Source organism: Pseudoalteromonas sp. A22, assembly GCF_018141345.1.
GTDB lineage: Bacteria > Pseudomonadota > Gammaproteobacteria > Enterobacterales > Alteromonadaceae > Pseudoalteromonas > Pseudoalteromonas maricaloris.
On the sequence record NZ_CP047237.1, the window covers coordinates 386,091 to 407,854 of the forward strand.

Annotated in this window: 20 protein-coding genes and 1 pseudogene; 11 read left to right on the top strand and 10 right to left on the bottom strand. The window is 43.3% G+C overall.

All coding sequences use genetic code 11. The features are described 5' to 3' along the window. Window positions 1–16: 16 nt before the first annotated feature. Entirely contained in the window at window positions 17–1,549 is a 1,533-nt protein-coding gene (locus tag GSF04_RS01585) for a sensor domain-containing diguanylate cyclase (protein WP_211857289.1), read from the bottom strand. Between the two features lie 307 nt (window positions 1,550–1,856). Here GSF04_RS01585 and GSF04_RS23480 point away from each other — a divergent pair, with 307 nt between their 5' ends. Continuing rightward, complete coding sequence (locus GSF04_RS23480; RefSeq protein ID WP_312026974.1) at window positions 1,857–2,066, top strand: hypothetical protein; 210 nt, start codon at window positions 1,857–1,859, stop codon at window positions 2,064–2,066. Here GSF04_RS23480 and fadJ read toward each other — a convergent pair. Together fadJ and fadI are read right to left on the bottom strand one after the other, a co-directional pair. Further along, window positions 2,025–4,127, bottom strand: a complete 2,103-nt coding sequence (gene fadJ / locus GSF04_RS01590; protein WP_211857290.1) for a fatty acid oxidation complex subunit alpha FadJ — start codon at window positions 4,125–4,127, stop codon at window positions 2,025–2,027. The genes GSF04_RS23480 and fadJ overlap by 42 nt on opposite strands. Further along, a complete protein-coding gene (gene fadI / locus GSF04_RS01595) occupies window positions 4,127–5,437 on the bottom strand; it encodes an acetyl-CoA C-acyltransferase FadI (protein WP_010605222.1) in 1,311 nt (436 codons plus the stop codon). The genes fadJ and fadI overlap by 1 nt, the downstream gene beginning before the upstream one ends. A 268-nt stretch (window positions 5,438–5,705) precedes the next feature. Here fadI and GSF04_RS01600 point away from each other — a divergent pair, with 268 nt between their 5' ends. From GSF04_RS01600 to GSF04_RS01640, 9 genes and pseudogenes are all read left to right on the top strand, one after another. Next, the gene (locus tag GSF04_RS01600) at window positions 5,706–6,662 is read left to right on the top strand and encodes a MoxR family ATPase (protein ID WP_010377722.1); all 957 of its coding nucleotides are present in this window, start codon (window positions 5,706–5,708) and stop codon (window positions 6,660–6,662) included. A 4-nt stretch (window positions 6,663–6,666) separates the two neighbouring features. Next, a pseudogene (locus GSF04_RS01605) lies at window positions 6,667–7,619 on the top strand (DUF58 domain-containing protein). Beyond that, window positions 7,620–8,051, top strand: coding sequence for a DUF4381 domain-containing protein (locus GSF04_RS01610; protein ID WP_211857291.1), 432 nt, complete (start codon window positions 7,620–7,622; stop codon window positions 8,049–8,051). Next, the gene (locus GSF04_RS01615) at window positions 8,044–9,027 is read left to right on the top strand and encodes a VWA domain-containing protein (RefSeq protein ID WP_211857293.1); all 984 of its coding nucleotides are present in this window, start codon (window positions 8,044–8,046) and stop codon (window positions 9,025–9,027) included. The genes GSF04_RS01610 and GSF04_RS01615 overlap by 8 nt, the downstream gene beginning before the upstream one ends. 8 nt (window positions 9,028–9,035) lie before the next feature. Continuing rightward, entirely contained in the window at window positions 9,036–10,973 is a 1,938-nt protein-coding gene (locus GSF04_RS01620; RefSeq protein ID WP_211857466.1) for a VWA domain-containing protein, read from the top strand. After that, entirely contained in the window at window positions 10,967–12,598 is a 1,632-nt protein-coding gene (locus GSF04_RS01625; RefSeq protein ID WP_211857295.1) for a BatD family protein, read from the top strand. The genes GSF04_RS01620 and GSF04_RS01625 overlap by 7 nt, the downstream gene beginning before the upstream one ends. A 156-nt stretch (window positions 12,599–12,754) precedes the next feature. After that, on the top strand, window positions 12,755–13,270 hold the full coding sequence (locus GSF04_RS01630; RefSeq protein WP_010605216.1) for a sigma-70 family RNA polymerase sigma factor: 516 nt from the start codon (window positions 12,755–12,757) through the stop codon (window positions 13,268–13,270). Continuing rightward, the gene (locus GSF04_RS01635; RefSeq protein ID WP_211857296.1) at window positions 13,270–13,989 is read left to right on the top strand and encodes a DUF3379 family protein; all 720 of its coding nucleotides are present in this window, start codon (window positions 13,270–13,272) and stop codon (window positions 13,987–13,989) included. Before GSF04_RS01630 ends, GSF04_RS01635 begins: the two co-directional genes overlap by 1 nt. Window positions 13,990–14,133: 144 nt before the next feature. Further along, the gene (locus tag GSF04_RS01640) at window positions 14,134–14,982 is read left to right on the top strand and encodes a Tim44-like domain-containing protein (protein ID WP_039494867.1); all 849 of its coding nucleotides are present in this window, start codon (window positions 14,134–14,136) and stop codon (window positions 14,980–14,982) included. A gap of 35 nt (window positions 14,983–15,017) precedes the next feature. Here GSF04_RS01640 and GSF04_RS01645 read toward each other — a convergent pair whose 3' ends face one another. Continuing rightward, window positions 15,018–15,788 (bottom strand): kinase, encoded by a 771-nt coding sequence (locus GSF04_RS01645; protein WP_039495484.1) that lies wholly within the window; start codon window positions 15,786–15,788, stop codon window positions 15,018–15,020. 145 nt (window positions 15,789–15,933) lie between these two features. Between GSF04_RS01645 and GSF04_RS01650 the strand changes: the two genes are divergently transcribed. After that, a complete protein-coding gene (locus GSF04_RS01650; RefSeq protein WP_130127318.1) occupies window positions 15,934–16,599 on the top strand; it encodes a hypothetical protein in 666 nt (221 codons plus the stop codon). 46 nt (window positions 16,600–16,645) lie between these two features. Here the strand turns inward: GSF04_RS01650 and GSF04_RS01655 are convergent, their stop codons facing one another. The 6 genes from GSF04_RS01655 to GSF04_RS01680 all read right to left on the bottom strand — a co-directional run bounded on the left by GSF04_RS01655 (window position 16,646) and on the right by GSF04_RS01680 (window position 21,687). Continuing rightward, entirely contained in the window at window positions 16,646–18,661 is a 2,016-nt protein-coding gene (locus GSF04_RS01655; protein WP_211857297.1) for a TonB-dependent receptor, read from the bottom strand. Window positions 18,662–18,797: 136 nt separating this feature from the next. Beyond that, entirely contained in the window at window positions 18,798–19,058 is a 261-nt protein-coding gene (locus GSF04_RS01660) for a hypothetical protein (protein ID WP_010379248.1), read from the bottom strand. Between the two features lie 171 nt (window positions 19,059–19,229). After that, complete coding sequence (locus tag GSF04_RS01665) at window positions 19,230–19,481, bottom strand: hypothetical protein (protein ID WP_010379245.1); 252 nt, start codon at window positions 19,479–19,481, stop codon at window positions 19,230–19,232. 6 nt (window positions 19,482–19,487) lie between these two features. Continuing rightward, window positions 19,488–19,898 carry a DUF1761 domain-containing protein gene (locus GSF04_RS01670; RefSeq protein WP_045987898.1) on the bottom strand — a complete coding sequence of 137 codons (411 nt, stop codon included), beginning with the start codon at window positions 19,896–19,898 and terminating at the stop codon, window positions 19,488–19,490. Window positions 19,899–19,949: 51 nt separating this feature from the next. Next, window positions 19,950–20,465: a response regulator gene (locus tag GSF04_RS01675; RefSeq protein ID WP_211857298.1), complete on the bottom strand. Its 516-nt coding sequence runs from the start codon at window positions 20,463–20,465 to the stop codon at window positions 19,950–19,952. Beyond that, window positions 20,446–21,687: an ATP-binding protein gene (locus GSF04_RS01680; protein WP_211857299.1), complete on the bottom strand. Its 1,242-nt coding sequence runs from the start codon at window positions 21,685–21,687 to the stop codon at window positions 20,446–20,448. The genes GSF04_RS01675 and GSF04_RS01680 overlap by 20 nt, the downstream gene beginning before the upstream one ends. Window positions 21,688–21,764: the final 77 nt, after the last annotated feature.

Below are 21,764 nucleotides of genomic sequence, written 5' to 3' on the forward strand. Positions count from 1 at the left end.
AAGATCTCGTTTTAGACTATGCCTTTTTGTCCAACGAGCTGCGTGGCGCGATATAAAGCGAAGCACGATCTCGACCTGACTTTTTCGACTCATAGAGGGCTAAGTCAGCTTCTTCAAAACATCGTTTGTGATTAAAGCTTTCACCAATAAGCTCATATCCAGCAACACCAATGCTGAACGTCAGTCCAAAACTGGTGAAACGGGTAAATTCATGTACCAGTCGTTGTGCAAAATTAAGCGCGGCATCCGGCCTAGTCTCGGGGCAGATAATTACAAATTCATCACCGCCCCATCGTCCAATATGATCGCTTGGGCGTGCTTGCTCTCTTAGAAACTGCCCAACTTCCTTCAATGCATTATCACCATCTTGATGCCCTGCGGTGTCATTAAGCTGTTTAAAATGATCAACGTCGATTACCAGTAGCGATAGCGCTCGATGATAACGTATGGCCCGCTGCACTTCTTCTTTCAGCAGCGCTTCAATCTTTCTGCGATTCATAACCTGAGTTAAGAAATCCAGTTCAGCTCGGTTCTTCAATTCTTGTTCTTGACGTAAATCTCGGATCACAGCAATAAAAACATCATTTTTAGAGACGGACACCGTGGATAACGCGATATCCACAGGGATCTCTACACCTGATTGGTGCCGCCCTACAATTTTTAGACCATCATGCGTCACCCTACGCATGGTAGAAGTGCCTTGGAACTTCTCTCTGTCCACTACATGTTTACCGGTATACCGCTCTGGAATGAGGTCTTCAACCTGCATACCTAATAGCTCTTGAGGCTGATACCCAAATAAATCTGTACAGGCCTTATTGACCTCTGTAAGCCTACCATCTTTATCACAATATAAAATGGCATCAGGAGTAGAGTTGAATAACTTTCGCTTTTCGTTGATAAGTTTAACCACAAAAATAAGCGTAAAAATGTTTAAGCAAGCAAACAACAAGACTATTGGTAGCAGCAACAATACACCGGTGTTACTAAACTCTTGGGTTTGAGCAAGCTTTATCGACTGGTTTTGCTTTGCAAACTCAAATTTCTTTCCAATCGACTTACGCAAATAATTAAATGCTGCTTCTGCGTCCGTGTCATCTACTTTCACTAAACGATCCACAGCGTCAGAGCTCAACCTTCTCGATGTGAATTTTGACTTAGCAAGCGCAAGCATTTGTGTATATTCATCAAAGGTGTGTTGAATAACGGTTAATGCCTTTGTCTCTTGGCTGCTTAGCGCCGTACTTTGCAATTTTAGGATTGTCGCTTTGGTCGCTTCAACATCAGCTAAAGCCTGTTCGTAATAAATCTCGTCTTGGCGTAGTACATAATTTTTGAAGTGATGAATAAAGCCGTTATAACCAAAGCTACGCTCAAGCTCAGCTAGCAGTTCAGCACGCTTAATTGCAACTTCCGTTTCTGATTGCCATGACTGATGAAATGAAGAAATGGAGTGGTTTAACAAAGTGGACCAATAAAATAGGCCACCACTCACCAAAATAGTAAAAATAACTAACCCGCTGATCTGCAAAAAGATACGTTTATTCATATACTCTGCTGTCCAAATTCAGCAAATCCTAGAGCGAAGTGTGCAAAAGAAGAAATTAGAGGCCGTCTAGGTGCTGTAGAATCCATGTCGATGGTACAAAAGTTACATACCATTACAGCTATTAAGTCTAGACCAGAGAACGAAAAAAGCCGCATTACAGCGGCTTACAGATAGGATATTTTTAAGCGAGTATTAGGGCCTGTTGATCTTTCAAGTTTGTTTTTGCAGCAGTTTGACTGGTATTTATACAAGGCAAAGCCTGCGTAGCATAGTCATTCTATGTAAGCCTGGCGATAACACAGTAGAAATGCCAGTCAAGCGCTGCCCTTTGGGTTCACCTGAGTGCGCTTTGTTCATTGTTGCTCAACTTTTGCCTAGATTACTAGGCGGCAAGTCGAGCGTCGCTACCAAAACACACTCAGAAGAACAAAAATCAAACAGCGAAGGTCAACAAGCCCTAGATAAATTGGTATCGTTACTCGTAATAAGCTTTGCCTTCTTCGGCCATAGCAAGTAGCGGCTCCGCAGGTGTAAATACAGGGTTATCAGCAGCGTATGTTGATAGCTCTGAACACACCTTATTGGCGCCTTTTTTGTCCATATAACTAAATGGGCCGCCCAAGAATGGAGGGAAACCAATGCCAAAAATAGCACCAATATCACCATCTCTTGCATTACGGATAATACCTTCATCAAGACAGCGCGCAGCCTCATTGAGCATCTGTGCAACGCAGCGGTTCGCAATTTCTTGTTTATTCAATTTAGGAGAAGGCGTGACACCGAGTAACTCATAAACTGACTCGTCCACTTGCTTGCCTTTTTTACCTTCATAGGTGTAGAAACCACGACCAGATTTGCGACCAAGACGTTTACTATCTATCATACGTGCAAAAGCATCCGGCGCCTTAAATCGAGCACCTAATTCTTTTTCTAGAATTGGCGCAATCTTAGAGCCAATGTCTACACCTACTTCATCAAGAAGCGCAAGAGGACCAACTGGGAAACCAAACTCAACCAAGGCTTGATCGATTTTCTCTATCGGCTCACCGGCAAGCAAAAGATTTGCTGCTTCGTTGACATAAGGTGCCAGAATACGGTTTACGTAAAAACCAGCTTTGTCTTTTACGACGATTGGTGTTTTCCCTTGCTTACGAGCAAAAGCCACAGTGCGCGCAATAACCTCATCACTGGTGGTGTCGTGCGGAATGATCTCCACCAGCGGCATTTTTTCTACTGGTGAGAAATAATGCAAACCAATTACGTTTTCAGGACGCGTCGCTTTTGCCGCGATTTGGCCGATTGGTAATGATGACGTATTACTTGCAAATATCGTACTCTCACTACATTCGCGTTCAATATCCGCCACCATCGACTGTTTAAGGTCTAAGTCTTCAAATACGGCTTCAATCACCATGTCTGTGTGTTTAAAACCAGAGTAATCTGTTGTCCCCGTGATCATATTCAAAGTTGACTGCATCTCTGCCTTTGAAATAATACGACGCTTTTGGCGTTGAGTTAGGATCTTATAGCTGTAATTTAATGCGTTGCTAATGCCCTGATGCGCAACATCTTTAATACGTACTGGTGTGCCTGCTTTAACCGCACTAACATGGGTAATACCTGCGCCCATTAAGCCACCACCTAGCACTGCAACACGCTTCACAGGAGCAAGATCTTCACCTTGGAAATCCTTTTTCATTTCCGTTGTCGCAAAGAAAATCCCACGTAGCGAGCGCGATACTTCAGACATCACTAAATCAGCAAAACCCTCGGCTTCGGTTTTATAACCTTTAAGCTTGTCCAGCTCTACAGATGCACGTACCGCTTTGATGATAGCGAGCGGCGCTGGATAGTGACCACCCGTTTTCTTCTCAACATTTTCTTGTGCTTTTTTGAAAATGATATTGCGTCCGAACGGGTTAGACTCTAGCAATTGGCTAATTTTGTCTAATTTCGGTTTGCGAGGCTTAGGCTTACCTTTTCTGGCAAGCTTCACCGCTACGTCGAGTAAAATACTGTGCGGCACGGAATCGTCAACTAGGCCCGCTTTTTTCGCTTGCTTAGGTCGAACTTGTTTACCAGTTAGCATCCATTCAAGTGCTTTTTGAATACCAACTAATTTCGGTAGACGCTGTGTACCGCCACCGCCTGGCAATAGACCAAGCTGTACTTCTGGAAGACCCAATTTAGTCTTGCTGTCTTCAGTACATACACGGTAATCACAAGCCAGCGCAAACTCTAAGCCACCACCCAGTGCTACACCGTGGATCGCGGCAACGGTCGGGAATGGTAAATCAGCCAATTTAAAGAAAGTTTTATGACACATTTCCGAAATCGCTAACGCATCTTCGCGGGTTTTCGCGCTGTCTAGCATTTTAATGTCTGCACCAGCGATAAAATTATCGTCTTTACCACTGATAAAAACCATACCCGTTACGTCGTCTTGCTTACTCTTTGCGATGATCTCTAATAATTCATCAGCAAATGTATCACGTAGGGTGTTCATTTTTTCGCCCGGCACGTCGATGGTGACGATGGCGACTTTATGGTCGTTTAATTCATAAGAAAATACTGACATTATGCGCTCTCCAATACGAATGCTGCTCCAAGACCACCTGCAGCACAGGCAGTTGTCAATGCAAGACCACCGCCGCGGCGCTTAAGCTCATGTAGGCTTTGCGTGATCAAGCGTGCGCCGGTTGCTGCGAATGGGTGACCATATGCAAGTGAACCACCAAGCACGTTAAACTTATCCATGTCGATTTCGCCAATTGCTTTACTGCGACCAAGTTTTTCTTGCGCGAATTTGTCTGAGCCAAACATTTTCATATTGGACAGCGCTTGCGCTGCGAAAGCTTCATGCATTTCTATCAGGTCAAGATCAGCAAGTGTAATACCCGCACGGTCAAGTGCTACAGGCGTTGAATGTGCAGGACCCATCAACATATCTTCGTGTACGCCGATAGCAGAGAAGGCGAAACTACGCACATAACCTAAGATGTCATAACCAAGCGCTTTGGCTTTGCTTTCGCTCATCATTAATACTGCCGCCGCACCATCGGTCAGTGGCGTTGCATTTGCTGCAGTTACTGAGCCGTGCTGTCTGTCAAATACAGGCTTTAACTTGGCGTAGCTTTCCAATGAGGAGTTTTCACGGATGTTATTATCTTTATCAATAAAGCTTTTGTATGGCTCAACATGGGCAGCCATTACTTCATTGTTTAATAAGCCTTCCGACCACGCTTTTGCAGCTAAGGTATGTGAGCGGTGCGCCATCGCATCTTGATCTGCACGGCTGATCCCGTGAGTCTTAGCCATTTGCTCAGCGGTTTGCCCCATTGATAAGCCAGTCGAATATTCTGCAACTGCCGGTGGCACTGGTAGTAAGTCTTTGAGTCTTAGCTTTGAGAAAATCTGTAAACGCTGCTTAAGTGTACGTGCTTTGTTCAAGTCAACAAGGCTACCTGCAAGCTTTTTGCTCACGCCAATCGGTAGCACTGATGAAGAATCCGCACCACCAGCGACACCGACACTCACTTGACCTGAAATAATACTCTCTGCAACGTTAGCAATCGCTTGGAAACTGGTTGCGCATGCACGTGATACAGAGTAAGCGTCAACAGAAACGGGCATGCCAGTGCCAAGCACGATTTCACGCGCAATGTTTGGTGCTTCCGGCATTTGTACAACTTGGCCGAATACCAGTTGGTCGATTTCTTTACGATCGAAGTTCAAACGCTCAAGCATTTCGTTGACGACGATTTTACCTAAATCTAGGGCTGGAACGTGGTGAAAAGCGGTAGCTTGCTTTGCGAATGGCGTACGCAGGCCGCTCACGATAGCGATTCGGTCGCCTTTTGATGTTTTTAGTATGTTTTGTTCAGACATGAATTTTGCTCTCCCGCTGACAGGTCTGACCTGTTAATTTCCTCCGATTCTAAACAACCAAATCGAAGTTGCCAATAGCAAAGCACGAAATGGCTGCTTTTTAAACCGTGAAAACCAACTTTAGATGTTTTTTCAAGCAATCTCAAAGTATTTGAAATTGTTATTTAAAATTTATGAACTTTTCTAAAATTATGGGTCTAATCAACTTGATTATTCATTCCGCGTCCATATAACTATTTTTATTTTTGTCGGCTTAAAAGGCAGTCTCATGGCAGTAAACGAGTTTTCTCAACTAAAAGAATATTTAGATACCCAAATTTTAGGACAAAGTGCACTGACCGAATCCTTGCTTATCGCGCTTTTAGCAGATGGTCATTTATTGGTTGAAGGCCCCCCAGGTCTAGCTAAGACCCGTGCAGTAAATGCGCTGGCTAAAGGCATTGAAGGGAGCTTCCAACGCGTCCAATTTACCCCTGACTTATTGCCTTCTGATGTAACTGGTACAGATATCTATCGCCAACAAACCAATGAATTTGTATTTGAGAAAGGCCCGCTTTTTCATCATTTGATTTTGGCTGACGAAATCAACCGAGCGCCAGCCAAAGTGCAATCAGCACTACTAGAAGCAATGGCCGAACGCCAAATAACCGTTGGCAAAACAACGTATCCGTTACCTGAGCTATTTATGGTAATGGCAACGCAAAACCCGCTTGAACAAGAAGGTACATACCCGCTACCTGAAGCGCAGCTTGACCGCTTTTTACTCCATCTGAATATCGATTATCCGGATGCAGAAACCGAGGTCGATATTTTGCGCCTCACTCGTGGCGAGGCGCTGGAGGAGTATCAAGCAACCTTCACACCTATTAGTCAAGCAACCCTATTTGAGGCCCGTAAAACCGTACTAAGCATGCACCTTGCTGAGCCTCTGGAGCAATATCTTGTACAATTAATTATTGCGACCAGACAGCCACAACGCTTTGATGCAACGCTTGCAAGCTGGATTGATTATGGTGCGAGCCCTCGAGCTACAATTGCGCTTGATAAATGTTCTCGTGCTCATGCGTGGCTACAAGGCAGAGACTTTGTCACCCCAGAAGATATTCAAGCTGTGGTACATAACGTGCTACGCCACCGTATCGTGCTGAGTTATGAGGCACAGGCGGATGGGATCACCAAAGATCAGGTGATCAGTAAGATTTTAGAATTGGTTGCTGTTCCATAATACTATGAACGACATCAAGCAGTTTAATTCAGCCAGCTGGTTTAATGAAAGCCACAGTAATGGTGTCGAACTCGGCCTGAAAGAGCTACTTTTTTATAAGTCCAAAGCGCATTTACTTTCGCTCAAACCAAGAGGAAAAGTGAAAAGTGCTCAATCAGGACAATACCTTGCACCGCATAAAGGTCGGGGGATGGAGTTCGCTGAAGTCAGACAATACCAATATGGTGATGATATTCGTGCGATTGACTGGCGAGTTACCGCGCGTACCGGTGAAGCACACACGAAACTCTTTCAAGAAGAGAAAGAACGCCCCGTTTTTGTATTTTGTGACTTTTCCTCAAGCATGCTATTTGGTTCAAAGCTGTTACTTAAGTCGGTGCTTGCGGCGCACTTAGGCATTTTGGTGTCTTGGGCTGCATGCCAACGCGGCGACCGTGTTGGTGGTGTGGTATTTAATGACAGCAATCACCACGAGCTAAAACCGATTGCTCGCGACCGTGGAGTGCTTGCGCTAGCTCATCAGTTTTGTGCCCTACACGAACAAGCATTAATTCAAAAAGAGACTCCCCCTCGGGGGATCGTTTCAATGAGAATTTAAAACGGCTTGTGCATCTAGCCAAACCCGGCAGCCTGATTTATCTCATTTCGGACTTTACGGAGTTGAATGATGAAAGCTTTAAATTGCTAGAGCGTGCCACCCGCCATAACGAAGTAATTGGTTGTATGGTAAGCGATCCTTTTGAGCATCACCTGCCTGAATACAGTCAAGCGATTGAGGTCTCAGCTGGTGAACAAAACTGGACATTGCCCTTGATGGACAAGCAATTTAGAGACAAATTCTCGCAAAATGCGTCTGACTTTTTCAATCGAAGATTAGCGCTACTTAAGCGCTCTGGTATGTCGTTACAAAAGTACGACGCGTCATTACCAATCGAATTACAAATCATGAGGGGTTAAATGCAAGTCAATCCACTCGACCAGCTTAATGATGTGGTCATCCCTCAAAGCGTGAGCTGGTGGCCACTTTCTTATCCAATGTGGGGAGCCATTTGTGTTCTACTCACAATATTTGGGGCTATATGTTGGCTATTGTATCGTCGCCAGCAATTTTTAAAGGCAAAAAAGGAAGCCGTAAAACTGAGTCATTCGCAGGGTAATGCCCAAGCATTACACACCATACTCAAACGTTTAGTAAAACACTATTACGGTGATACCGCTGCAAGTAGATCGGGCCAAGCATGGTTAACGCTACAAGCAAGACTCACACGCGTTGAACTCACTCAGCAAGAGCTCGACTCGTTATATGCTCCGACTCAAGACCCCGCACTCAGCGATAAACTATGTCGTGCGATTAATACCTTCAAAGTGAAGGAGCGTCTCGATGTTTGAGTTTAGTTGGCCCCTTGCCTTTTTATTGTTACCTCTGCCTTGGCTAATTGCGAAGTTTAAACCGAGTATCGCGCAGACCAACATCAATATTCGTATGCCAAGTGCCGCGAAGTTACAACTCGCGAGCACAAATCAACTCAATAAGCGCGCAAAAGTAAGCCTAGTAGAAACACTCATCTGGCTACTACTGGTAACCGCAGCGGCAAACCCGACTTGGCTTGACGACCCAATCGTTGTACCAAACGAGGGACGCGATATTATGCTTGCCGTTGACTTGTCGGCCTCAATGACAGAGCAAGATATGGAATACCAAGGTCGCTTAGTGGACAGATTGTCTGTCGTCAAAGCCGTTGTTAGCGACTTTATCGAAGCGCGCCAAGGAGATCGTCTGGGACTTATTCTTTTTGGTGACACCGCGTTTTTGCAAACGCCACTCACCCGAGATTTAGCGACGGTTAGCCAAATGCTTAGTGAGGCACAAATTGGTTTAGTTGGACGCGCCACAGCGATTGGCGATGCTATTGGTTTGTCGGTAAAGCGTTTTGGTAAACGTGAACAAAGTAACAAAATCTTGATTTTGCTGACCGATGGTCAAAACACCGCGGGCAACCTTCAACCAGAAGAAGCACTGATCTTAGCCCGAGAAGAGGGCATAAAGATTTATACTGTTGGTGTTGGCTCTGATGGTAGACGCGGTTTTGGTTTATTTGGTTTTAATTCTATGGCTGGTAGTAGTATCGACGAGAAAACGTTGCAACATATCGCCAAAGAAACTGGTGGGCAATATTTTCGCGCAAAAGACGTGGAAGGCCTACAACAGATCTACGCTATGCTCGATGAGCTAGAGCCGATAAGTGATGAAACACAGACTTTCCGTCCTAAGATTTCACTGTTTTATATTCCTCTCCTCGCGATACTCGGCTTGCTTTTTGTGGTTCAGCTAAGTCTCGTACTAAGAACAAAATTAAGAGGGTAAATAATATGATGGAATTTGAATTTATTCGCCCACATCTACTTTGGCTCCTTATTCCTTGGGTGATATACAGTGCATTGCAATGGTCTAAAAAGTCCAATCAAAAATCAGCGCAACTTATCGCACCGCACCTGATGAAGGTGGTGATGGGAGCCGATGGTCAAAAGCACCAAAAACAAAGTAACTCTTGGCTTGGTATTGTGTTTTTTTTGTTGGCCATTATTGCGGTTGCAGGACCAAGTATCGAAAAACAAGAAGTACCGGTTTTTAAAACTCAGGCACCTAGAGTGTTAGTGCTGGATATGTCTTATTCTATGTACTCGACCGATCTCGCGCCAAACCGCTTAACGCAAGCGAGATTTAAGACTTTAGACATGCTCAAGCTCTTTAAAGAAGGCGAAACGGGTTTAGTTGCCTATGCAGGCGATGCTTTTACCGTGTCACCACTCACAACGGACGTCACCACTCTTGAGAATTTGATCCCGAGCCTTCGTCCAGAGATCATGCCCTCAAAAGGCTCTAACGTATATGCAGGCATCGAAGAAGCCGTTAGCTTATTAACAGGTGCAAGTGCAACCTATGGTGACATTATTTTGGTAACCGATGGACTTGAACAAGAAGACGCTGAAGATGTACAAAAGCTTCTTTCTGACAGCCCATTTAAGTTAAGTATCTATGCCTTAGGTACGGCGCAAGGCGCACCAATCAAATTACCTGAAGGCGGCTTTTTAAAAGACCAATATGGTCAGATAGTCGTGCCAAAGTTATTCCCGACTCGACTTGAAAAACTCGCTAGAGTAAAAGGTGGAAAATTTGCCAGCTATACCGCTGACAGCAGTGACATAGAAACATTTAAACCTAATTTGGGTGCAAATACATCGGTGCTTAAACGCGACCAAGAAAGTGCTAAGTGGCGAGTAGATGCGGGAATATATCTGCTGATTGTACTTATCCCACTTGCACTGCTATTGGTTCGAAATCACGCAGTTATGCTCAGTGCTTTGGTTGTTTTTGCGATGTTGCCGCAGCAAAAAGCGCTGGCGAATGAATGGACACAGTGGTTTAAAAATAGCGACCAAAACGCGCTGCAGGCCTACCAAAATGAAGCGTTCGATGAAGCTGCTCTTGCCGATAATCCGGTACTAAAAGGTGCAGCCCTATATAAAGCTGGAGATTACGAAGGAGCGGTAAAAACACTCGAACAAACAAGCTCAGTAGAAGGCCAATACAATTTGGGCAATGCGCTAGCACGGCTTGGTAAATTAGACGACGCAATTTCTGCCTACGAAAAAGCCTTATCCCTAGCTCCTGATTTTACGCAAGCGAAGGATAATAAAGCGTTAGTCGAAGCGTTAAAGGACCAGCAAGAGCAGCAAAATCAGCAGGACCAACAAGGTCAGCAAGACCAACAAAGTCAGCAAGACCAACAAAGTCAGCAAGACCAACAAGGTCAGCAAGACCAACAAGGTCAGCAAGACCAACAAGGTCAGCAAGAGCAACAAGGTCAGCAGGACCAACAAGGTCAGCAGGACCAACAAGGTCAGCAGGACCAACAAGGTCAGCAGGACCAACAAAGTCAGCAAGACCAACAGAATTCACAAGCAGGAAGTGAGTCAGAACAAAACAACAACGAGCCAGAGCTAGATGCTGCCCGCCAAGACCGGCAAGCAGCTGACGAACAAACTCAAGAGCAAAAACAACAGCAAGCACAAGCCGCACCTACGCCCGATCCCAAGCAATCACCGCAGGATGAAGAAAAGGCACAAGCTGCAATGATGCAAGATAGTCGGCCACTTACCCCTGAAGAAATTGAGAAAGCGCAACAGCTTAATCAACTGCTTAGAAAAGTACCTGATGATCCGGCCATATTATTGAGAAATAAAATGCAACTAGAAGCACAACAACGCAAACAAAGACGTCTACCAAGAGGAGCTGAAAAATCATGGTAAAACGCATTCTATTTTTTCTGTCTTTGTTGATATTAAGCCACGCCTCGTTGGCTTTGGAAAATCTCACAGCCAGCGTAGACAAAAACCCAGTGCTCGCAGGTGAATATTTCACGTTGTCGATTATCGCTGAGGGCAAAGTCAAAGGCACCATTCCTGATGTTTCTGTGCTTAGTAACGACTTTATCACCAGCCCGGTGAATACCAGTTCTAGAACCAGTATCATTAATGGTAGTGTTTCAAGCTCCACTACCTGGCAAATGCAGCTCGTTGCTCGCACTCCGGGTACTTACACCATTCCTGCGTTAGAGGTAGATGGTGAAACGACCCAGCCGATCGAAATAAAAGTTGTCGCTCGTGATGATGAGCAGCAAAGTGAAGATATATTCGTAAAAACCGAACTCAAGACAAAAAATCTCTATGTTCAACAGGCTGCGCTTTATACCGTTAAGCTCTATGTAGGAAAAGAACTACTAGATGGTCAACTGAGTGCCCCAATATCAGATGGCGCTAATTTCACACAATTGGGCAAAGCCAGTGAAGAATACGAAGTTATTGACGGCCGACGCTACATGGTGCTCACTCGCGAATATATGATCCAACCACAAAAAAGTGGTGATTTCAGCATAGAGCCGCCGATCTTCAACGGCCAGATCAGAGATGGCTATCGTAGAATGGCGACTTCTGCGGTTGGCAATACCATTGACTTTTCAGTATCTCCAATCCCTGCTAACGCTGCTGATAACTGGCTACCCAGTGAATATTTGAATTTTTCTGAAGAATGGCAGCCCAAAGATACCGAGTTTATGGTTGGGACGCCCATCACGCGAACACTAACACTCACTGCAGTGGGTGTTACTAAAGAGCAGCTTCCTGACATTCAGCTCGAAGACGTTAATGGCTTTAGAATTTATCCAGACGCGTCAGAGCGTAAGCAAATTACCCGAGATGGAAAAGTCATCTCACAGTTAACCATTTCTTTTGCTTACCTACCGCAACTTGCCGGTGATTTTACTCTGCCCGAAGTAAAACTACCTTGGTTTAACACCATCACTAAACGTGGAGAGTTTGCGACATTACCAAGTAAGTCTGTCAGCGTAATTCATGATCCAAATCAGCCTGCCTTACCACAGGCTGCTCCAATCACGCAGCCGCTTTCAAGTCCAAGCGTAAATCCATCAACGGCTACGCAAACCAACGTGATCACAGAGCAAGTTATCCCGCTGTGGATGTGGGGACTCGCCGCTTTCGGATACGTATTATGGCTAATAACATTACTAATATGGCGCCTAAGGGCAAAACCGGCCTCAAACCCACTAGTAAATACGGTCACTGATGAAAATCCAGCACTTTTTATTTCGTTTGAAGAAGCGGTTAAGCAAGATAACCCAGCGGGCTTTTATCAAGCGCTACTGCGCTACACCAAACAACAAAATATCACCATGACACAATGGCTAGCACTTCAACCCAGCTCATTGCGCGCACAGGTACAAACGCTACAAAGCTCGCTGTATGGAGGCAATAGCGCAAAAGTAGACTTGTCTCAACTATATGATGAAATTAAAACCAGTGTAAAAAGCACGGTTCACACAAATAAAAGCCAGAATTTAGGCAATCTATATCAATAAGCGCCTCAGGGCGCTTTTTTATTGCAAGACGAACTAGATTTGTTAGTAAATAATTAACAGATCCATTATGCTTGGTGTGAGATACATTCCCAAAATCAACTAAAATAAAATACGTTTTTGTTGAAATAAACCTGCAAAAAGATAGGTCTCATAGATATGGCCAGTAAACAACATCACTACGAGTCACTGGTTCGGATGTACCATAAAGAGCTATATAAGTTCGCTTATTGGTTGTCTGGCGATCCGACAATAGCAGAAGACTTAGTACAAGAAACTTTTTTGCGGGCTTGGCGCGCACTCGATTCATTACAAGATGAAAATGCAGCAAAGCCTTGGTTATTAACTATTTTAAGACGAGAGAATGCACGTCGTTTTGAGCGCAAGCAATTTGACTATGCGGAGGTTGAACAAGATACGCTGGTCGACGATACCAGTTCGGCTTTGGATGATGCAATGGAGCAAACCGTTGTGCAACGACAAATAGCCAACTTAGCACCAGAATATCGTGAACCACTGCTACTGCAAGTGGTGATGGGATGCTCTGGGGATGAAATCGCCGATATACTTGAGCTGAATAAAAACACGGTGATGACAAGGTTATACCGTGCTCGCAACCAGCTAAAAGACGCTTTAACGACTGAATATGAACCAATAAAGGGGGCATCAAACTGATGGATGAACTCGAATTTCGACGCCGCCTCGTTGCTGATCCTCATGATGAAGAGGTCAAGAAACAGGCCGAACAGCAACCTGAGTTGCAAGCACTGGTCGAAGAAATGCAAGCTTTCGACGATTTCTTGGGAAAATCACTCGATATTGATGTGCCTGAGGGGTTGGCTGATAAGATAATTGCAAAGCAAAAGGAGCTTGAAACGGAAGAACACAAAGTAGTGAAAATGTCTTGGTTTAGACGCGCTACTGCACCATTTGCAATTGCCGCCAGTGTATTTTTTGCCGCCGTGGTCTTTTACTTTGGTGGTTTTGGACACCCTGTCGATACCGGTGAACATGCGCTTGCTCATGTGTATTACGAAGAGAATGCACTGCAAAAGCAAGAATCAGTGTCACTGCAAACCGTGAACGAGAAGCTCGCGATGTTTGGGGGTAAGTTCGACAACTTGCCGGGTAAAGTGGTTTACGCGACATTTTGTAATTTTAAAGGCCAAAAAAGCCTTCACTTGGTTATGCAATCCGAGTTTGGTCCACTCACGGTTTTTGTCGTGCCAGCTGGTCAACAAAGTACGATTGACGGCAAAGATAGTTTTGGTGATAACCGCTTTGAAGGCTTAATTGCTCATGATGGCAAAGCCAACACCATACTGGTGGCAAACCGAGGTACGCCGATTGAAACCTTCCAATCAGAAGTGACAAGCTCACTGCGCTGGTTATAACGCCACCGCCCCACTCTTTGGGGCGGTGTCTCAATATCCTTACTAAACCTCTCAAAATACAAATTTAATTGAGGTACATACCTATTTAAATAGCCATGTTAGTTCTTTACAATGGCGGCAGTTATTTTGGTATATAGGAACTTTATGAAACATTTCATTGTGTTACTTTCCCTTGTTTCTTTTTTATTTACAGCTAGTTTTAATGCTGAAGCAAGAAAGAAGTTTGGTAGTAAGAGCTCAGGAAAAACCCAGCAAACACAAACAACCCAACAAAAGCAGCAAACTGATACACAAGCATTAAATGCAAAATCGACTACGACACCTAAGTCGAGTAAAAAAGGCATTATGGCCGGTGTACTTGGCGGATTACTAGCCGGTGGTCTAATTGCCGCAATGCTTGGCGATGATTTTGAAGGATTTCAATTCCTTGAAATGATTTTGCTTGCCGCTGCTGCCTTTTTAATCTTCAAATTGGTTAAAGGCATGCTTGCAAAAAAACAGCAGCCAAGTTATGCCGGTGCGCCGCACATGGGTGGCTACAACAATACGCCACCACCACAACAATTTCAAAACCAAGGACCAATTGGCGGTGGTTTTGGCGCAAGTAGCGTGCCTATGAATCTGCCTAGAGATTTTGATATCAACGGCTTTTTACAAGGCGCAAGGCAGCATTATCAAACCATTCAAACCGCTTGGAATAACAACGACTTTTCGACGGTTTCTGAATACTTGAGTCCAGAGTTGGTTGAAGAGTTCAAACGTGAGCGAGAGCAGCAAGGCGACGTTAACACTGAAGTGATGTTTGTTGATGCTGAGTTAGTCCGTGCAGATACACGCCCTGACGTTTGGGAAGTTAGCATTAAGTTTAGTGGCAAATATCGTGACCTCGGCGACATGCAAGAAGAACCTATCCACGAAATATGGCACTTAGAGCGTAAAACGACGGGGGATGCACCCTGGTTAATCGTTGGTGTTGAAGAGCTAGCGGCCTAATTCATCAACTTTAGTAAAAATTACACTCAACTTGTTTATTCACCAAGTTGAGTGTTTATTTGCAGCACAGCTCTATCCTCACCCAAACACACTTCAATATCTGCGATGTTTGGTAAGCTTTGCATCCCCCATACCGAAAGGCGTTGAAATGGCTGAATGAATTGTCTAACTTGCTCATCACTCATTCCCTTTCCAGTCGATGCTTTGAGCATATGCTCTTGTTGCAGGCGCCACTGATATACTCTGTCGAAGCTCATTCCATTTAAATAAATGAGACTATCTAATTGTGAAAAAATAGCTTGATACTCTTCACATAAAATGTGGTTCACTTGTAAGCGAAACGAACCGTCTTTATCAAACTCTTGCTCAAATTGATTAACGGGAGATGCTAACTCATCGCTAGGCTGCGGCTCCACTCCCATACACCACCCCTCGATAATAAGTACCTGTAAACCCGCCTCAACTTCTCGCCATTTTGATTTTGGCAACTTCCTATCAATTGATTTATCAAATACAGGTAAAGTTAATGCTTCGCCGCGTTTAAACCTGTCTATAACACCTTGTAATAGTTGCAGATCATGAGTACCAGGCAAGCCTCTTTGTTGAAACAGCGGATGAAACTTTGAAGCAAGCACTGCCCGCTCTTCTGGGTCTAAATAAAAATCATCAAGAGACACACACTTACAGGCAATGCCAACTTCCCTAAGTTGTTTACAAAGAGAATAGCTTAGTGTTGATTTACCAGAGCCCTGAACGCCAGAAACTCCTACTAGTAGAGGGTATGAGAAGTCTCCAGTTGAAAACATTTTGTCTATCCTATTCTTTAACTTATAAGCCAAAGCCATTTCGATCACCTCTTTATAAAACCAAAAAATCAAAACACCAAACATTTACAATTAATAAATAAAAATATATCTTTTGTATGTAATATAAAAACAACAAGGAAAACGTATGAAAGTAATAATCTATTCAATTCTAATGTGTGTTTCATGCTTCTCAAATGCCGTAGAGTATGAACCGGTTAACTGCAGAAGCGAGCAAACAGGTACTAAAAACTTTTATGAAGGTGAAGCTTCGTGCGTAGGTGAATATGCCTACAGCACATGTCCCTCTGGAATTGGAAGTTGTCATGTCGTGGATGATAACTTTGTTACAATTCGCAAGTATATACCATTACAAACTTCAAATAGCGCTCAGCTACAAGAATTAGTAGAACAGTGGGTTACCGGAGTTACTGGCGCACGCTTACGAGAAACTCACTTAGTATCTTGTACAGCACATAATGTTCCTTTTTCTCATTCGGAAGCCGTTTATGAAACTGTGTGTGACTATAAACCGTCGGTCGAAATTTGGCATAGCGCAATAGCTGGTAGTGCTAATAGACATGTGTATATCGTTGCCAGAGATAAAGATGGTTCGATTGGTTCTCAGGAGCTTTGGGTTAATGGCGTAAAACAGAGTGGTTCATCCACTGAACTTGTTGGACAAGATGGAGACTCTTTCAATGTAATGGCTAAAGTTCGTGATAACGATGGTTATTCATCCTCAACATCGCGAAATATCATCCTCAGATGGAATGGCTACCCTTGCAAAGGAAAATGTCCTGATCCTTTCTAAGAAAGCAAAAAAACCACCATTAGTTCATAAATGGTGGTTTTAATTATCATTTTAATCCAAAGCGATATTCAAACAGAATCATGATATTTCTGCCCTGTTGTGGCACATGACCGTCAATCAATCTTGGATCAAATACGGTGTATTTTTTATCAAAAAGATTTTCAGCTTTCAGTTGAATTTTAGCGTGATTATCCAAATTGAAAGAAACGGTGCCGCCGATGAGGTAGTAACTTGACTGCTCGAAATCATCGACAATTGACTCAGGGGGAGCAGGTATAAATGTTGTGTCTCGCCAAATTGCATTTAAAGTTACTTCTACCGCCTCTCTTTTATGAGTAAAGGCAAGTGCAGCAAACTTTTTAAAACTGCCATTTAATGGCTCGTCAAATAACTGGGTGTATGCGCCTTGTATCCAAGTTGTGCCACTCAGATTAAAATTAGCATTAACTTCAATACCCTGCATGCTCGTCTCAAAGACGTTATCAAATGTAAACTCCGCTTGTTCATCATCTATTGGTACTAGATTAATGAAGTCTTCAAGCTTATTATCAAATAACACTACATCAAACTGTTTAGACTCATCTTGATAGTGCCAAACAAGCTCTGTGGTTTTTACATATTCTGAAGTTAACTCCGAATTACCTGATGTAACATCATCATTTGAGTTAAGTTCGTTGCTCACAGGGGTGCGAAAAGACTCCCCATATTGCAACTTAAAAGTGTTTGCCTCATCGTAACCATAAACGAACGCTAGTCTAGGCGATAACTTATCATCTATATCTTTCACTTCGTCATATCGTGCACCCGCGAACATACTCAGTTGCTCGCTAAACCGATACTTTGCTTGAACGTATCCAGCATATGAATCAAAGTCTTGTCGCAACGGATAAAAAGGGGCGTAATCAGATATGGTTTGAATACCACCTAAATAAGTGTGGTTATAGATGATAATATCACCGGCACTTTGATCGTAATATGAGGTTCTAACGCCTGCTTTACTTTGTTCTTCTTTTGATAGCTCAACGCCAAAATTCCACTGTAACCGGTCGTTTTGTTTATAACCACCATCTAAGTTATAAGTTAAGTCTCTGGATTGCCAAGCTGGACCAACTAAGAAGTCCCCTCCTTGCGTGATACCAATTTCTGCTGCAGTAACGATGAGTCCTGCACTTTCTATATTATGCTCAATAAAGCTTAACTTATGCGTTAACTCTAGTTGCTCAGTAGCTTGCCAATGATACTCAAATGTTGCTGCATAGTTCTCACTTTTATGCTCGTTTTCAGAGGAATAACGGGAAAGATTTAAAAACTCATCAAGTTGAGTACGGTTAAACCTTACTTGCCATGTTAACGCTTGATGGCTACCTCCAAATACAACAAAAAGTGATTCTAACGGGTCTTTTACAGCACCTCCAAAATAGCTATCCCCTGAGCGTTTATTAAATGCTAAATTGGCATAGAGCCGTGTTTCGTCCGACACTTGCCTTGAAAGATTCAACGCTGCTTGCGCACTGCCGTGTTCACCATAACCAACAGAAAGCTGATTATTACGCTTTTTGGTAATAATATTCATCACGCCAAGAAAGGCGTTACTACCATACAGGGCGGAACCGGGACCTCGGATAAATTCAACTTTATTGATAATCTCAATCGGAATGTAAGGTGTGTAGACTGATGCTTTACCAAATGAGGACTCATTGAGCCTTTGGCCGTCAATCATCACTAACACATGTCCAGTATCCAAGTACACACCGCGAGTATGCTCTTTTGGCACAGCCCCGACCCAATCGCCTCGAGTAGATTGAAAACCAGGTACAAAGTTCATTAAATCATAAACATTGTCGACACCTAGGCTATTTATTTGTTCTGAATTAAAAACAGTAATACTAGAGGGAACCGATGCTCTCGTTTCGTCGGTTTTGGTTGCGATAGAGACATTTACGTTCAACAGCTCTTCAAACGAAAGCTGATAAAGGTCGGAGTCCGTAGCTTCTGGTTCAGCGACTACCGCAAAAGGAAGTAATAATGGTGTGACTTTAATTAAAGCGCTTAAGTTTTTCATATTATACGAGCTCTATGTTCCCACACTTCACTCGTAGTGTTAGATTACTCTAACCTACGTAGCAGCATATGATTAACTTAATAATACTTGCTCCTAGCCACTACGCAAGTTTTTGATTAGCCTTTTCTTTTAGACTCTAAGCCGATGCCAACTTTCTCGCTTTGAAATATTTAAATAAACCAATTAAAGACGCTGCGATCCAAAATAGCTCAATTACAAAGCTTGCAAGGTTAAAGTTATAACAAAGACTAATCAGTAGTAGGATCGCACCACTTAAATTCATTAAGTTATACGTTAAACTATCGGGAGATGCCTTTTCCAGTTGTAGCATAAAGAATGCACCAACAACCAAGAAAGTGCCTGTCATACCGATGATATCGAACATTAAATCGATCATGTTTTTTCCATTTAGCAAGACCCAATAGGCTGGCCCAGTTCCATGGGAAGGGTCATTTTCATTCGTTGAAACAGCAAAGCCAAACGGCGAGATAGTAACAAATTGGAAAATTCAAGACAGGACATTTGTCTGATAACAACAAAAAGTGAGCAATGAAAATTTAAGTAATGACTACTTGAAGGTGACCTTGCCACCAATTATTTTCAGTGCTGGCGCACCTCTCACTAATGTATCGCGGGCAAACTCTTGCTCACAATGAGGGCAGTTTATTTGGTTGGTGGTAAAATCTTGGGTGATCCGTTCTTTAAAACATTTAACTAGGCTGCCCTTGCCTCCCTTACGATACTTAAATAGCTGCTGGCGGCATCCAGCACAATAAATATCGACAGTTCTAACAGGACCTTTTTTATTGGGTTTTGCCATACCGAATTAACTCATAATCCTGAGTACAAATGCAATGAGCGTAAACTGTAACACATGATAGCCACCGTTGACTAAAAACAGTTTCATCGGGCGCTGCTCAAATATATAGCTTATTCCTAGTGAACAGGCGACGAAAAAAACTCCCACACCAAGCCCAACTCCGGTAGCCGCTAGCAAAGAGAGCGATAGATCAAGCATTACTGCCATAAACACAGCAGATAACAAAGACAACAAAAATGCGACGCCAAAAGTCATCTTGGGATCGCTCGTTTGTAAGTCAAGCTCTGTCAGTCCACACCCCTCCATCCATGCCTTTTGAAACAGCATTGGAGAATACCAAATACCACCTAACATAAAGGAAGACAAAGCGGCGAGAATAATTGCCCAAAGGTTTAATGCTTCAAATGAGAGTATCATCGACTAACTCAGCATATTTTATTTTATTTAATAATGAGTATAAGTGAAAACCTACTTATAAACAGGTTTCTTTTGTAATTTCCGCTGCAGTGTTCTTCTATGCATATTAAGTTGTCGCGCAGTTTCAGAAATATTTCCTTCATTTGCCTTTAGAACTTGCTGAATATGTTCCCATTCTAGTCGCTCTGGAGACATGACTTCTTCTACAACTTCTTGAATTTTCTCACCCAACAGTGTTTGGACTATCAAGCTGGTATTTGCAGGTTTAGTTAAGTAATCGTCAGCGCCCAACTTTATCGCCTCAACCGCAGTCGCAATGCTGGCATAACCTGTTAGTAATACAATTCGAGCATTTGCATTGAGTTGCTTGATTTGTGTTATGAAGTTTATTGAGTTAGCCTCGCCAAGTTTCATATCCAATAATATGTAGCCGAAAACCTCTTGTTTACAAGCCACCTGCATATCTTCAATGGAAGTAACATGTTCAACACTAAAACCTTGTTTTTCTAAGCGCCGTATTAATGTCTGTGCATAAGGCACGTCATCTTCAACAAGCAGTAACTTCATCACTCCCCCTTGGTAGTTTAATCGTACATTTTGTCCCATAGCTAACATCGCGTTCAATGAGTAAATGTCCGCCAAGCCGTTCAATTGTCGCATGACTCAGCAGTACTGCCATGCCAAGTCCTGATTCACTATTCACAACATTGTGCCCCAGCTGCGCTAGCCTTTCTTCTGCAATCCCCTCACCTCTATCGAGTATGGTGATCACATGTTCAGCCGGCGCTGAGGTAAATATCAGGTCGATGTCAGTCTGTTTTGCTTGCTCATTTGCTCGCACACCGTTGCTAATCAGGTTTAAAATCGAAGGGATCAACATAGGATCATCGCACAGTGCCCCCTGAATATTCGTGATATCGAATCGAAAATGCTGCTGTGGATATTGTAAATTCGTTAACTCTTTTAACTGCTCAGCAAGATGCTCTACAGTTATCATTTGTTTAGACGCTGACTTTAAATACTCAGTAAATTCTCTAAAGACATTAAGCTGCTCCTTACATTTTCCAAGAGGTTCTGACATTTCTTGAACACATGCCTCTTTTGGATACGACTCCTCTAGCTCTTCGTGTAATAGCGCCAGATGTGCGATTGGCGTGGCGAGTTGATGGGTCGCTTGTGCCGCTGCACTACCTAATGCGATTAATTGCTCTTGCTGTAGCTGCTGCTCTCGTAACATTGCAATTGCTCGCTCTTTTTTTCGATTTTGCTTTACCAATATGCTCACCACAGTAACAACGACTATGATAGTGAAAGTAAAGTTAACTAACATCCCGAGCAAGTGAGTGCTCATGTCCATATGGTGGACATGTTCATGAGACATTTTTATATAAAGATAGAGATAAGCACCAATCGCCCCAGCCGACACCATCAGCATATTGATAGTTGGGATCGTTACTGCTGCAATAACCGTTGGCAGTACCAACAAAGACACGAACGCATTGGTTGCTCCGCCGGTCAGATCCAACAAAATAGTAAGAAACAAAATATCCGCCAACAATTGCATTGTCATGCCAATGGGCGCTGCTTCTTTTGTGTTACGGTAGGCGTAAATACTTAATAGCTGAAATACCGACTCCGCGGCCACCACCGCAGCCACAGAAACAAAATCAAATTGTTTACCAAAAACGACAGCCGCTATCGCTAGCATCACAATTTGGATAACGATTGCCACTGACCGCAACAGCAACAGTTGGCCCAATGCAGAGTTGGGAGAAAACGCAATTTTCATGAAAATGTAAGAAGCTAAGCTAAGATAAGATAAAAGAATTATACCTAATCTAACAAAAATAGGTGTGATCGAGGTCA

Excerpts from the sequence above, each read along its gene's own strand:
- GSF04_RS01680 (WP_211857299.1), bottom strand. The coding sequence starts at position 21,687 with ATGAAAATTGCGTTTTCTCCCAACTCTGCATTGGGCCAACTGTTGCTG.
- GSF04_RS01610 (WP_211857291.1), top strand. The coding sequence starts at position 7,620 with ATGCAAGTCAATCCACTCGACCAGCTTAATGATGTGGTCATCCCTCAA.
- GSF04_RS01620 (WP_211857466.1), top strand. The coding sequence starts at position 9,036 with ATGGAATTTGAATTTATTCGCCCACATCTACTTTGGCTCCTTATTCCT.
- GSF04_RS01675 (WP_211857298.1), bottom strand. The coding sequence starts at position 20,465 with ATGAAGTTACTGCTTGTTGAAGATGACGTGCCTTATGCACAGACATTA.
- GSF04_RS01625 (WP_211857295.1), top strand. The coding sequence starts at position 10,967 with ATGGTAAAACGCATTCTATTTTTTCTGTCTTTGTTGATATTAAGCCAC.
- GSF04_RS01665 (WP_010379245.1), bottom strand. The coding sequence starts at position 19,481 with ATGGCAAAACCCAATAAAAAAGGTCCTGTTAGAACTGTCGATATTTAT.
- GSF04_RS01645 (WP_039495484.1), bottom strand. The coding sequence starts at position 15,788 with ATGTTTTCAACTGGAGACTTCTCATACCCTCTACTAGTAGGAGTTTCT.
- fadI (WP_010605222.1), bottom strand. The coding sequence starts at position 5,437 with ATGTCTGAACAAAACATACTAAAAACATCAAAAGGCGACCGAATCGCT.
- GSF04_RS01585 (WP_211857289.1), bottom strand. The coding sequence starts at position 1,549 with ATGAATAAACGTATCTTTTTGCAGATCAGCGGGTTAGTTATTTTTACT.
- GSF04_RS01640 (WP_039494867.1), top strand. The coding sequence starts at position 14,134 with ATGAAACATTTCATTGTGTTACTTTCCCTTGTTTCTTTTTTATTTACA.
- GSF04_RS01600 (WP_010377722.1), top strand. The coding sequence starts at position 5,706 with ATGGCAGTAAACGAGTTTTCTCAACTAAAAGAATATTTAGATACCCAA.
- GSF04_RS01615 (WP_211857293.1), top strand. The coding sequence starts at position 8,044 with ATGTTTGAGTTTAGTTGGCCCCTTGCCTTTTTATTGTTACCTCTGCCT.
- fadJ (WP_211857290.1), bottom strand. The coding sequence starts at position 4,127 with ATGTCAGTATTTTCTTATGAATTAAACGACCATAAAGTCGCCATCGTC.
- GSF04_RS01630 (WP_010605216.1), top strand. The coding sequence starts at position 12,755 with ATGGCCAGTAAACAACATCACTACGAGTCACTGGTTCGGATGTACCAT.
- GSF04_RS01650 (WP_130127318.1), top strand. The coding sequence starts at position 15,934 with ATGAAAGTAATAATCTATTCAATTCTAATGTGTGTTTCATGCTTCTCA.
- GSF04_RS01670 (WP_045987898.1), bottom strand. The coding sequence starts at position 19,898 with ATGATACTCTCATTTGAAGCATTAAACCTTTGGGCAATTATTCTCGCC.
- GSF04_RS01660 (WP_010379248.1), bottom strand. The coding sequence starts at position 19,058 with ATGATCGATTTAATGTTCGATATCATCGGTATGACAGGCACTTTCTTG.
- GSF04_RS23480 (WP_312026974.1), top strand. The coding sequence starts at position 1,857 with ATGCCAGTCAAGCGCTGCCCTTTGGGTTCACCTGAGTGCGCTTTGTTC.
- GSF04_RS01655 (WP_211857297.1), bottom strand. The coding sequence starts at position 18,661 with ATGAAAAACTTAAGCGCTTTAATTAAAGTCACACCATTATTACTTCCT.
- GSF04_RS01635 (WP_211857296.1), top strand. The coding sequence starts at position 13,270 with ATGGATGAACTCGAATTTCGACGCCGCCTCGTTGCTGATCCTCATGAT.